Source organism: Saccharicrinis sp. 156 (genome assembly GCF_050589685.1).
In the GTDB taxonomy this organism is placed as follows: Bacteria; Bacteroidota; Bacteroidia; order Bacteroidales; family Marinilabiliaceae; genus Saccharicrinis.
The window spans coordinates 17182-29461 of the sequence record NZ_JBNGOS010000035.1 but is presented as its reverse complement, the minus strand read 5'-3'; the positions used below and the strand labels follow the sequence as shown (position 1 = coordinate 29461).

At 38.6% G+C, this 12280-nt stretch carries 11 protein-coding genes and 1 pseudogene; 7 read left to right on the top strand and 5 right to left on the bottom strand.

Features of this window, described 5'->3' with window-relative positions; genetic code table 11:
- Positions 1-14 precede the first annotated feature (14 nt).
- Positions 15-551: pseudogene (locus ACRD64_RS19355) on the top strand (arsinothricin resistance N-acetyltransferase ArsN1 family B).
- Between the two features lie 112 nt (positions 552-663).
- Here the strand turns inward: ACRD64_RS19355 and ACRD64_RS19350 are convergent.
- The gene (locus ACRD64_RS19350; RefSeq protein ID WP_430935113.1) at positions 664-3345 is read right to left on the bottom strand and encodes an AMP-binding protein; all 2682 of its coding nucleotides are present in this window, start codon (positions 3343-3345) and stop codon (positions 664-666) included.
- A gap of 245 nt (positions 3346-3590) precedes the next feature.
- Positions 3591-4826: an MFS transporter gene (locus ACRD64_RS19345; protein ID WP_430935112.1), complete on the bottom strand. Its 1236-nt coding sequence runs from the start codon at positions 4824-4826 to the stop codon at positions 3591-3593.
- A gap of 150 nt (positions 4827-4976) precedes the next feature.
- On the opposite strand from ACRD64_RS19345, the gene ACRD64_RS19340 reads away from it, so the two are divergent.
- On the top strand, positions 4977-5693 hold the full coding sequence (locus tag ACRD64_RS19340; RefSeq protein ID WP_430935111.1) for a YebC/PmpR family DNA-binding transcriptional regulator: 717 nt from the start codon (positions 4977-4979) through the stop codon (positions 5691-5693).
- 54 nt (positions 5694-5747) lie between these two features.
- Here ACRD64_RS19340 and ACRD64_RS19335 read toward each other — a convergent pair whose 3' ends face one another.
- Positions 5748-6086: a hypothetical protein gene (locus tag ACRD64_RS19335; RefSeq protein ID WP_430935110.1), complete on the bottom strand. Its 339-nt coding sequence runs from the start codon at positions 6084-6086 to the stop codon at positions 5748-5750.
- A gap of 2 nt (positions 6087-6088) precedes the next feature.
- Positions 6089-6667 carry an RNA polymerase sigma factor gene (locus tag ACRD64_RS19330; RefSeq protein WP_430935109.1) on the bottom strand — a complete coding sequence of 193 codons (579 nt, stop codon included), beginning with the start codon at positions 6665-6667 and terminating at the stop codon, positions 6089-6091.
- Positions 6668-6829: 162 nt separating this feature from the next.
- On the opposite strand from ACRD64_RS19330, the gene ACRD64_RS19325 reads away from it, so the two are divergent.
- Positions 6830-7186 carry a DUF6249 domain-containing protein gene (locus tag ACRD64_RS19325; RefSeq protein WP_430935108.1) on the top strand — a complete coding sequence of 119 codons (357 nt, stop codon included), beginning with the start codon at positions 6830-6832 and terminating at the stop codon, positions 7184-7186.
- 80 nt (positions 7187-7266) lie between these two features.
- Here ACRD64_RS19325 and ACRD64_RS19320 read toward each other — a convergent pair whose 3' ends face one another.
- Positions 7267-8526 (bottom strand): CDC27 family protein, encoded by a 1260-nt coding sequence (locus ACRD64_RS19320; protein ID WP_430935107.1) that lies wholly within the window; start codon positions 8524-8526, stop codon positions 7267-7269.
- 116 nt (positions 8527-8642) lie between these two features.
- On the opposite strand from ACRD64_RS19320, the gene ACRD64_RS19315 reads away from it, so the two are divergent.
- The 4 genes from ACRD64_RS19315 (at position 8643) to hydG (ending at position 12257) form a co-directional block, all read left to right on the top strand.
- A complete protein-coding gene (locus ACRD64_RS19315; protein ID WP_430935106.1) occupies positions 8643-9059 on the top strand; it encodes a BlaI/MecI/CopY family transcriptional regulator in 417 nt (138 codons plus the stop codon).
- Between the two features lie 70 nt (positions 9060-9129).
- A complete protein-coding gene (locus ACRD64_RS19310) occupies positions 9130-10188 on the top strand; it encodes a M56 family metallopeptidase (protein WP_430935105.1) in 1059 nt (352 codons plus the stop codon).
- A gap of 1 nt (position 10189) precedes the next feature.
- Positions 10190-10672: a TonB family protein gene (locus tag ACRD64_RS19305; RefSeq protein ID WP_430935167.1), complete on the top strand. Its 483-nt coding sequence runs from the start codon at positions 10190-10192 to the stop codon at positions 10670-10672.
- 127 nt (positions 10673-10799) lie between these two features.
- Positions 10800-12257 carry a [FeFe] hydrogenase H-cluster radical SAM maturase HydG gene (hydG, locus tag ACRD64_RS19300; protein WP_430935104.1) on the top strand — a complete coding sequence of 486 codons (1458 nt, stop codon included), beginning with the start codon at positions 10800-10802 and terminating at the stop codon, positions 12255-12257.
- Positions 12258-12280 lie beyond the last annotated feature (23 nt).

Sequence of the window (12280 nt, the reverse complement as noted above, 5' to 3'; positions counted from 1 at the left end):
ATACCCTAACTTGTATGTTCATAAAACCATTCGTCAACAGTCATTTGGTAATACGTTTTAATATGATAAGAGAAGTTAATCAGCAAGATGCACCGGCCATTACAACTATATATAATTATTACATTGAAAACACCATTGTAACGTTTGAAGAAACGCCGTTGGATACGAGCGAAATGGCAGCACGTATTAAATCAACCACCGGGAAGCTACCATGGATCGTCTATGAAAAAGACGGAATCGTAGTTGGATATGCTTATGCCAGCGAGTGGAAATCGAGATGCTCTTACCGGTATTCATTAGAAACCACGGTTTATCTTAAACACGGAAAAAACGGGTAGGGAATTGGGAGTGCGTTATATCAAGAATTGATTTCAAGACTCAGAGGTAAGGGATATCATGTGCTAATTGGGGGCATTTCATTACCCAACGACGCAAGCGTTGCCTTGCACGAAAAATTTGGTTTCGAGAAAATTGCCCAGTTCAAAGAGGTTGGTTATAAATTCGACAGCTATATCGATGTTGGATATTGGGAGTTAATATTAGCTGATTAGTCAATCGTCAGTAGCCAACGGTCATCATCGATTGTACATTAGCAACCACAATCCGATGGGATTTGTAAAAGTTATCAATAACCTGACCAATTTACTATTGACTGTTCACTGTTTACTTATTACCCTTGTCCACTACCATCTCTTTCAACACCTTATAATCCACCTTGCCTGTGCCCAGCAACGGGATGCTTTCCAGCAATTCCACCCTGGTAATTTTTGCGATGGGTGGTGCATTGTTCTCCCGTAAGCACACGTTGGCTTCCTTAATTCCGATGGGTTTTGTTGTGTACAATACTATTTGCGGGACTTTACCTTCATCGCTACCTTCAACCGCTAACACTTTTTCTTCCTCCTCGCCAAACCTACTCAAAAGAATATTTTCGATAAAAGGTAAACTTATCATCTCGCCTGCACTTTTTATAAACCTTTTTAATCGGCCCGTGATAAACAAATAACCCTCATCGTCCAAATATCCTAAATCTCCCGTTTTATAATATACCTCGTCCTCTATTTCGACAAATGGTGTCTCTAAATCGACATTTAGGTACCCGTTAAAAACATTCTTTCCCTTAAAACAGATCATCCCTTCCATGTTATTCTCTACCACCTGTTCCGTTTCAAGATCAGTTATCCTACATTCTACATTCTTTATAACCTTACCAACACTTCCTTCTTTCTGTTTTTCCAAAGGGTTGAGCGATAAAACGGGTGAGCATTCTGTAATTCCATACCCCTCAATCATGGTTGCTTTAGGCAGCATATGCTCAAAATGCTCCCTTATATCTTTACTTAGGGCTTCGGAACCTGAAACCACATATTCGATGGAGTCCAATTCGTGACGATGTGCATGCGACAATATAATTTTCAAGAAACTTGGAGCAGTGACCAAAAGAGAGGCTTTTGTATGATGGATAGACCTGACAACTCCCTTTCCATCGGTAGGGTCCGGATAATAGGCAATGCGTACACCCGTAATTAACGGAAGAATGGACAGCACAGAAAAACCAAAACTATGAAATGGAGGAAGAATGCCCATCAATACAGCGTTCATACTAATATTAACGCTATCCATAGTACTCTTTAAATCATTTACGATATTGCCATGTGTTAAAGGAACCGCCTTTGGCAAGCTCTCACTTCCCGATGTAAACAATATTACCGCAATGTCACTACAGTCTTCCGGATCAATTAAAATCTTTGGAAGCTTGCTCTTAATCAATCCTGTAAGTTTAACTCCGAACCCCGCATTCTTCACTTCTTTTTCCATCATCACCAATTTTTCAATGACAGACGTGGGCAATTTATCCTTTATTTTATCTACAAATGCTGTTGCTGTAAATATTTGTTTTATGTCAGCCTCCTTCACACAATAATCCAATATCTTTTTGCCGACCGTCCAGTTTAGCATAACAGGAACCTTACCCGCCAGGTAACAGGCCATTATGAGCAAAGAAGTGCTCTGAAGTGCCGGTAACATAATCCCAATTCGTTCTGTCCTGCACTTCTTTTTTATGATTTCGGCAACTACGCACGCCTTTAACAGAAAATCCTTTCGTGTTGATTCCCCCAGCATCGCATCATAGGCAAAAGGCAAATACTTGTTGGACGAGAACCTTTCTATAAATTGAGCAGGTATATTGTTGAGGCTTTTTACTTTAATATAATTCGAAAAAGGCGATTGCTTGCCAAAGCTACAAGGTGGTAATTCAACCTGTTTTTGTAAATCACCGTTTGCCAACAGGTACAAATCCCCAACCCGATTAAAGCCGGCAATTTCAGTAACCGTATCAACCTTGAATTTTTTTTCTATCTCTTCAATAATTTCAACGATGCCCAGCGAATCCGCACCCAGATCATTTACCAGTTTTGATTCTGCTGAAAATGTGCTGATGTTTACCTCTAATTTTTGGGCCACAATTTTATCAACCCCTTTTTCAATAGCGAAAGGAAAGGATATTTTTTGCGTAGAAATCATCGAAGAAGCAGGATCTACACCCACATTTTTTTGGGGCACCCCCCTTCCTGATTGTTGAAAAAAATAATGCTTGACAAACGACGGTTCTTCCACCCCTTTCTCATTATAGAAACCTTCTAAATAACTATTGAACTCCTTCCTGTCTGCACCGATTGCTTTTTGCCTGCATTCTGCGGTAATATCCTCGAAAGCGATAGATACTTTTCTTCTGGGGCTAAAAAACACCAGGTTAACCAGTATATATCCTATTCCTTTAAAAACCGAAGAAACGAATTCCGGCGACTTCCCCGTCCATGCCTTAGACCACATGCTTCCCCATAAGCCACTGATTCTGACACCAACGATCTGAACATCATCCGGTAGGTTCTTAACAATCTCGAATGCCGATTTTTTATTGAGAATTCTTTCTAATCCTTGCCCCGCGATCTGACCCGAAGGATAAATTACAATGCTGCGCTTATGTTCGAATGCACGGGTTGCTGACTGGATTATCTCATTTAACACATTCACATTCCTGCTTCCCGCCTCTAAATCGCTCACACGTACGGCACCCCAGTTTTTGAAAAACTTGTTCAGAACGGGTAAATCGTAGTAGGTTGAAGTAACAACAGGAACCACATTTTTATGCGGATAAATAAAACTGACCAATAGCATAGGATCAACTACAGCCTGATGGTTGGGCAAAAATAATACCGGCCTGCCTTTATCGATAACGTCTAAATTCGATAACTTGACTTTGTATCGCAACGACAGCATAAATCGGCCGACAAAAAATATAAATTGAGCTATAGCCTTAACTATAGGATGCTTCTCTTTCATCTTTTAAAATTTAATTTCAAGATACAAGTACCAAGACTGACGAACACAGACCTGCTGTTGCAGGCAGGGACACAAAGTGCCGAGTCTTAAATCATCCATCCGGATACGTCAGGGCGACACATTCCGAACTTAATTCGGAAGGCTCTGGAGCGCCAGGTTTCGATTTAACGTTAGCCATTCACATTTACATGAAAGCTTAATTTACTAAAAAACAAGCTAACATCCATAAATCAATAGAATTCAGCCTATAAATCTATTCTTCTTCCAGCTCCCGGAATCTTTAAAAAGGCAATTATTGTGGTTAGCAAGGTAATGATTAATACAGTCAGAAATACGATTCTAGTACCAAACGCTCCTTCAATTAACGAGAAGATTCCTGCGGATAGAAGAATGGCCACAAAAACCATCTGATTATTATAGGCGATCACCGGCCCTAATTCCCTTCCCTTTACCCGATCCTGCATAAACGCATTTAACGGAATTTTAAACAATCCAGCAAAAAATGCAAATATGATTATTAGAATAGTAAAAATGGTAACATCTGGTTTAAGCAAAAAAATGGTAAACATAGTAGCTACCATACCTACACCTCCTATAGGCACCAATTTTGTGTTTACTTTATGGCTGGATATTACCCCTGCCGCATAGCATCCCGCCCCAATGCCAATGGCTACCAATGCCATTATGGTTCCGGTTGATGTATTGGATAAGTTTAAGAACTCTTCGCAATAAATATAAAGGTTCATCTGAACCATGGAACCAACCAACCAAAACATGGATAATCCCAGTACGGTATAATTCAATCCGGTTATCTGTTTGCACCATTTAAACCATTTAAATGGAAACAGAAAAGGATTTAAAGTATCATCCGAATCATCCTCAGGGTTAGTTTCATGTGGATGGATTCCCAAACTTGCCAACCAACCAACAACTGCCAATACCATAAGCGTTGCGCACAGTATAACCAGGCTATAAATTGACTCCGTAAAAAACTGATCTAAATCAGAAATAAAACCACCCAAAAATGTACCCATTAAAACAGCCACAAAAGTAATCATCTCCATAGCTCCCGTTCCAAACGAAATACCCTCTTTGCCTCCTATATCCCGAATAATTCCATATTTACTGGGCGAATAAAGGCAGCTTTGTAATCCCATTAAAAACATACTGGTCATTACAACATAAATACTGCTAAAAATAAACCCCAGAACCGCTAGAGCCATTATGGGTATTTCAGCCATTTTTGCCCATTGAATTATTTTAGCTTTAGGGTGTTCTTTGGCCAATTTACCTGCCCAGGGAGACAAGAAGAGATAGGGTAGAACCAATAATGCGGCAGCAGCCGAAACCAGTGCTGCCTTGCTGTCAGGCCCAAGCCAGGAAACGCATACAAAACCGATCAGCGTTTTTAACAAATTATCGTTTAAAACACCTGCAAAGTTGGTACTAAATAAAGGAAACCATTTTAATCTTTTTTTCATACTTAAGTGATGAATGATTAAAAATTCTAGGCACTAACATACAATTTTATTTTTATCTCTGCCGAAATAGATATATTAAGTTTGATTTTCTAGCTTAGGAATTATAGCTTTGTGGGTTCAAAAATTGTAACTAGAATAAAAACATAAATAATGGGACGCGCATTTGAATACCGCAAAGCCACCAAGATGAAAAGATGGGCTGGCATGGCGAAAACTTTTACCAAGTTAGGAAGACAAATTACAATGGCAGCAAAGGAGAGTGGACCCGATCCGGAAGCTAATCCGCGCTTAAGAATGCTCATTCAGAATGCTAAGGCTGCCAACATGCCTAAGGACAACGTGGAAAGGGCCATTAAAAAAGCCACCGAGAAGAATACGGATGATTGGAAGGAAATTATTTATGAAGGATATGGGCCTTTTGGTATTGCTGTTTTAGTTGAAACCACTACCAATAATAACACCCGAACTGTTGGTGCTGTGCGTAGCTACTTTAATAAAGCAGGTGGTTCGTTAGGAACAACCGGAAGCGTAGATTATATGTTTGAGCATAAGTGCCATTTTAAAGTTGAATCCAAAGAAGGATTGGATTTAGAAGAATTAGAGCTTGAGATGATCGACGCCGGAGCCAATGAAATTTTTGAGGAAGATGGCAAAATAATTATCTATGGCGAGTTTGAAAGCTACGGTTCTATTCAGAGTTTTCTGGAAGAAAATGACTTTGAAATTATTAGTTCCGAATTTGAACGTCTTCCAACAACTACCAAGGAGCTTAGCGAAGAGGAAGTTGTGGTATTTGAAAAGATGCTGGGCAAGTTCGAGGAAGACGATGACGTTACCAACGTTTATCACACTGCTACAGGCCTGTAGAGACTTCAATTAAAAAATATGCCAAAACCGCATCTCCATCGAGTGCGGTTTTTTTTATTTCTTCATCTTTTTTGTAAAAAACATCCATTTTAAAACCACATCATTAAAAAAGAAAACAAAAGCCAGCATTAATATTCCCAACAATGGTAAAATATATTGGTAACTGAAGTACATTGTTAAATCTTCGCCAAGATAAATAAAAGCCCCAACCAAACCTGCTAAAATTGCAAGCACCACCAACATCTTAAACAACCACTCTTCCCAAAGCCTTCGCCGCATGTTCCGCAGCTCAAATTTTCGGGTAAGCTTATCTATAAACCCAAGGGGTATTTGCGGTTCTTCAAATTCCTTGTAAGTATTGCTTAACAACTCATCTATATTTTTATTCTCCATCATCATGTCTCTTTGTACAATAAATTAATGGCATCACTTCCATGTACTCGTTCCAGTTCCGTTTTAAACAAAGCTCTGGCCCTGCTCAAATAACTTTTAATGGTGCCCAAGGGCATTTCTGTTATTTCATGAATCTCGGCCAACGAAAACTCCTCCAAATAAAATAGTGACAATACAGTTTGATAATGAACCGGTAAACTCGACACAACTTCTTGAACCAATTGTTTTAATTCCTTTTGCTTCAACTGCTCAAAACTATTCACATAGTCTATTTCATCAAATAACTCAGGTTCCTCTGTAAATTCAACCCTGCTCCTCTTCTTTTTTCTTGTAAAATCGATGGATGTTTTCCATGCTATTGAGGCTATCCACGTAGATAGCTTTGATTCTTTCCGGTAACTTTTTATGTTTTTATAAACTTTTACAAATACATCCTGGGCAATATCCTCAATATCGGCCTGGTTCTGATTGGCCATCTTATACGCAATACTGAACACCAAGCGTTGATATTTGGATACCAGGAAGCGATAGGCATTTGGATTTCCTTTTTTAACCTGGTTTATCAGCTCAATATCGTTCATATATATTATATGTCGTTACTCACTACCCAAAAGTTGCAACAGAATAGAAAATATTTTATAAATATACTGCAACCTTTTTTAATATCGTTTCGACATATGAGTAGTGGTTAACCCCAATAGGTCAACCTCAAACTTAGTATTAACTGATAAAATTAAAATATTATGCAAGAGATTTTTATGGTGGCAATAGTATTTGCCGGTTTTTTTTACATCATTAAAATGTTTACCGATTACCTTTTAAAAAGAAGGATTGTTAAAAGCGGTCATATTGAAAAGGCTGAAATATTAAACCCTGTTACCTCTGCAGATGAAGAGCCTCAACGCATGAAAAGCCTAAAATGGGCCATGGTAGCTTCAATGGCCGGATTGGGAATGATTGTTTCTTTCATAGTTGGAAAGACTTTTGGCATGGATACCTGGCGTATTAACGAATCCCTGATAGGTTTTGGGATCGAACTGATGTTTATCGGCCTGGGATTCCTGTTCTATTTTTTGATTGCCAGCAAGCAAAAACAATAGTCATGCGATGACAGCGGGTTATAATTTACAGCTTTCAAATATATTCCGGGTACGACTTGAAGTCGTATCCGGAGAATAATTCACTTGCTGTCTTCCCAAAACTCCTCCTCCTTCAACTCCAGAATCCTATTCTCACAAAATTTTTGCACATCCGATTTTTCGCTTAACGAATCAGCCTGGTACAAAGTCAGCAAATCGGTATACCTGTGCAGGGCTTCCTTTTTATTTTTGAATCCGTAATCATACAAAGTAGCTAACTTGTAATCTACATATCTACTGTCGGGAACATTTTCCTTCATTAGTAAATATACCTCAAGTTCTTTTTCGTGTTGTTGTGTGCGCTGATAATTCAAGGCCAAATCATTATAAATCAAGTTCAGCGTATTACCATCGGCTTGAATCAACGCTAAGGATCGTTTTAAACAACTAATACTTTTTTCTGGATTAAAGATAAATTCGTCATTTACCAAACTACTTCCCAACATAAAATACACCTGAAAATCCGTTGAATCTTTTTTTAAGTAATGCTCAAAAGGCGCAATAGAGGCAGCGTAGTTTTCTAATTTCCACTCGCACATGCCCAAGTACTTTGTGGTTACCAACGAAGAATCGCCCGAGGAATACAATGTATTAAAAGTTAAGCGTGCCGCCCCCACTTTGTCGTTCAGGTATAAAGCTTTGCCATATAAACGATGCAATAAATGATTAACCGCAAATTCAATTTTAAAATACTTGTTAAAAAACTGCAATGCCTCTTCTTCCTTTTTTGTTTTAAGATATAAGTCCATTGCTTTAATCATCACAGCAGAACTTGGTTTGATTTCACATGTTTTATTATAAAATACGATTGCACTATCTGGCTTATGCAACGATTTATATAAATCTCCCATCTGATGAGTTAAAAAAGAATTTAATGTGTCGTTATCAAAAGCACTTCGGAAAATATCCAACGACTTTTGGTACTGCCCCATCTTTTTAAGGCACATAGCTTTTCTTATCGTATAATAAGTAGTATCCACTTTAAGCCTTTGCAAATAATCTTGCATGTAGATTGCCCTATTATATTGCGATTGTTTAAAATACAAATTTTCTAATCCGGTTGCTGCAGGAACATTCAACGAATCCCTATCAAATAGCTTCTCTAAAACAGCTATGGCATCATCATACCTGAAATTTTTAGATAACGCATTGACTCTAATTAGCTGTAGCGAATCATTTTCAACATTCAGGCTATCTTTCACATTTGTGTAATGGTTGATATGTGGCTTACCTGAAACTAATGTAAAAACTGCGAATAGAATAGCCGAAATCAGCATCAGCTTTGATTTTACATATATCATAATGTCAAACGTTTAGGTTATTAACAAACTTTCAACTACAAATTTAGTTAAAAAATTTGTTCAACTAAAATATTAGTTATAAATTTGAACTAACAATTTAGTTGAAACCTCATCGGATGATGATAAGTTATCCGATGAGTAAAGCGGAAGGAATGAAAGAACTAACAAAAGCAGAAGAACAAGTGATGCAACAGCTTTGGGATTTGGGCGAGACCAAGGTTAAAAGCATAATAGAAAAACTGCCGGAACCCAAACCGGCATATAATACCGTATCTACCATTGTGCGAATTCTGGAAAACAAAGGTTTTGTAGACCACAAAAAGGAAGGCAAGGGATATGTGTATTTCCCTGTTGTATCAAAAGAGAGGTATAAAAAGAAGTTTATGAAACGGGTGATCTCTAACTATTTCCAAGGTTCTTTTAAAGAGATGGTATCCTTTTTTGCCAAAGAAGGCAAGATGGATATCAACGAATTTGAGGAACTGATGAATGATGTAAAAGATGAACTTGACCGGAATGGCCGGAACAAATAACCGGTGCGACCCGGGCAATCAACCGAGTCACATCCAATTGAAAAAGATCAATTTAATAAATTTTTAATCAATGGAAATTTTTATCAATTACCTCATGGAGTCTTCGATAATCTTAGGTATACTCACCTTATTTTATCGTTTTGTTTTACATCACGAACCTCTTTTTAAGTTTAATAGGTTTTACCTGTTGTTTTCACTTCTGCTGGCAACGGTAGCCCCTTTTATTCATATATCCCTATCTTCCGGAGATTCTGAAACTACTGGTTTTGTTTTACTTGAAACGGTAAATGTTTTTTCCGGCGATGTGCGCGAAACTGTGGTTCCGGTAATTAAAGAAAACAAATCTTTTACATGGATTTATGGGATGGGTGCAATAGGCTTATTGGTCAGATTACTTTTGGGCATAGTTCGATTGGGCGGATTGTCGAAAAAAGCAACCTGGGTAAAATATAACGGTATTCGAATTGCCGACTTGCCAGGCAAATTCAACCCGTTTTCGTTCTTTCATGTCATTTTCATTAACCGCTCGCTCTATTCCGATGACGATCTGGATAAAATTCTGGTTCATGAAACCGCGCATGTCAAGTACAGACATTCGTTGGATGTGCTTCTGTTCGAGATTCTGCTAATTGTTCAATGGTTCAACCCTTTTGCATGGATGATAAAATACTTGCTGAAAGAGTTGCACGAGTTTCAGGCCGACCGTTCCGTATTGCAAAAGGGAACTTCCATCGGTTCGTACAAAAATCTGTTATTGTTTCAGGCCACAGGCGCCCGACTGCTGCCGGTCAATAACTTTAATCAATCCATTACTAAAAAACGATTTAAAATGATGACGAATAAAACACTTAAAAATAAAGCATTTGTAAAAACATTGGCAGCTACACTGATGATAGTTGGTGTGGGATTCTTTTTTGCATGCGACAACGAACTACCCTCCGACATTGAAGGTCAAGACGAAACACTTAGCTTAAAATCAGCAACCGACAATAATGGATTTCTGTTAGGCGATTCTTCCAGGGTATACTTTGTGGTAGACTCTATGCCTAAATTCCCTGGTGGAGACAAGGCATTAAGAAAATTTATTGCCCAAAATGTAAAGTACCCTTTATTATGCCCAGGAAAATAAAATCCAAGGCAGGGTATACATCCGTTTTGTTGTTGACGAAGCAGGTTATGTTACCGAAGTGGACACAGCCAGGGGAGTTCACAGTTCCTTAGACGAAGAAGCCATAAGAGTTGTGAGCTCTATGCCAAGATGGAGAGCAGGAATTCACGAAGGCAAACCGGTTAAAGTCTCCTATACAGTTCCAATTAATTTTGTACTGCAGGGTTCGTCGGAAAAAGGGAAAAGCAATTCCGCAAGCAAAACTCCTGCAATGAAGAATCCACTAATATTTGTAAATGGGAAAAAAATCACAAAAGATGAAATGAATAAAATCCCAGGAGAATCTATTGAAAAAGTTGAGGTATTAAAGGAAGAATCTGCCATTGAAAAATATGGTTCGGAAGCTAATGATGGTGTAGTTTTAATTACCCTGAAAGCTTCATCTACCGATAAATTTAAACAGGAAAACTTAGACGGAGTTCATGTTGTTGGCTATAGTAAATAAAATAATCATCTCACCGGATATATAATATTTTATCCGGTGAGCAACCTACCTCTTCGTACAATTTCCATATAATCATCAAACAAATAACACATGTTTTAGCTTTTTATCCATAAAAGAACTTAATTTTGTGAAGATAAACTGGGAGAAAGACATGTCAATAATTTACCATCCACAGGAATATAAGATGAAGGATGAGTCGATGAAGAATTTTATTGATAATGATGAAATCAATGAAATACTGGAATCAACAAAAAATCCTACCCAAGAACAAGTGAGAGCTATTATTCAAAAGTCTTTGGATAAGAACCGACTTTCTCTTCAGGAAACGGCCATCTTGGTGAATGCCAACGATCCGGAATTAATTACGGAAATTAAGGAAGCGGCCAAAAGTTTAAAGCAAAGAGTTTATGGTAAGAGAATCGTTCTTTTTGCGCCGCTTTATATTGGCAATTTATGTATTAACAATTGTTCCTATTGTGGCTTTAAGGCGGAGAACACGGCTCAGAAAAGAACTACCCTTACAGCTGACGACTTAAAAGAAGAGGTGAAGGCACTGGAAGATGCCGGACATAAACGATTGATTCTTGTTTATGGAGAACACCCTAAATATAACGCTCGGTTTATTGCAGAATCGGTAAAAACCGTTTATTCCGTAAAGCACAAAAACGGCGAAATAAGACGGGTAAACATCAATGCGGCCCCATTGGACGTGGAAGGCTTTAAGGTAGTTAAAGAAGCCGGCATCGGAACCTACCAGATATTCCAGGAAACCTATCACCGCGAAACTTATTTAAAAGTACACAAAAGCGGATTGAAAAGAGATTACGATTGGCGTATAACGGGACTGGACCGTGCCATGGAAGGTGGTATTGATGATTTGGGAATCGGTGCCTTACTTGGGCTTTACGATTGGCGATACGAAGTACTTGGTTTGCTGCGCCATGTCAATCACTTTGAAGCCGTATTCAATGTCGGGCCACATACCATCTCTTTCCCTCGCATCCAGGAAGCCTCGGGCATTGAAGTGGATAAAAAGTGGGCAGTCTCAGATGCCGATTTCACCAAACTGGTTGCCATACTTCGTTTAGCTGTTCCCTACACAGGCCTCATTCTGACCGCTCGCGAACCTGCCGAAATTCGTAACGAGGTACTTCAGTATGGCGTGTCTCAGATTGACGGAGGTACCAACATCGAAATGAAGGGGTATTCTCAAGACGAAGATGAGCAAGACATTGACAAAGAGCAATTCGAAATAAAAGACGACCGCTCACTTAACGAAGTCATGGAAGAATTAGTGGAGAACGGTTTTATCCCTTCTTTTTGCACTGCTTGCTACCGGCTGAACCGAACCGGAGAGCATTTTATGGAGTTCTCGGTCCCCGGGTTCATTAAAAGATTCTGTCAACCCAACGCTATATTAACTTTAGCAGAGTACCTTGAAGACTACGCTCCTGAAAAAACCAAAACTAAGGGATATCAGCTTATCGAAGAAGAACTTAAAAATTACGAAGACCCTCATTTTAAAGAAAAACTGTTGAAACGTTTGGCAAAAGTAAAGAAAGGGAAACGCGATTTGTATTTTTAGTGTTTTGTTAGGTGTATACATTC

Coding starts and splice junctions, on each gene's coding strand:
- ACRD64_RS19335 (WP_430935110.1), bottom strand. CDS start 6,086: ATGGAGAATAAAAATATAGATGAGTTGTTAAGCAATACTTACAAGGAA.
- ACRD64_RS19315 (WP_430935106.1), top strand. CDS start 8,643: ATGATGATAAGTTATCCGATGAGTAAAGCGGAAGGAATGAAAGAACTA.
- ACRD64_RS19310 (WP_430935105.1), top strand. CDS start 9,130: ATGGAAATTTTTATCAATTACCTCATGGAGTCTTCGATAATCTTAGGT.
- ACRD64_RS19325 (WP_430935108.1), top strand. CDS start 6,830: ATGCAAGAGATTTTTATGGTGGCAATAGTATTTGCCGGTTTTTTTTAC.
- ACRD64_RS19350 (WP_430935113.1), bottom strand. CDS start 3,345: ATGAAAGAGAAGCATCCTATAGTTAAGGCTATAGCTCAATTTATATTT.
- ACRD64_RS19320 (WP_430935107.1), bottom strand. CDS start 8,526: ATGATATATGTAAAATCAAAGCTGATGCTGATTTCGGCTATTCTATTC.
- ACRD64_RS19345 (WP_430935112.1), bottom strand. CDS start 4,826: ATGAAAAAAAGATTAAAATGGTTTCCTTTATTTAGTACCAACTTTGCA.
- ACRD64_RS19330 (WP_430935109.1), bottom strand. CDS start 6,667: ATGAACGATATTGAGCTGATAAACCAGGTTAAAAAAGGAAATCCAAAT.
- ACRD64_RS19340 (WP_430935111.1), top strand. CDS start 4,977: ATGGGACGCGCATTTGAATACCGCAAAGCCACCAAGATGAAAAGATGG.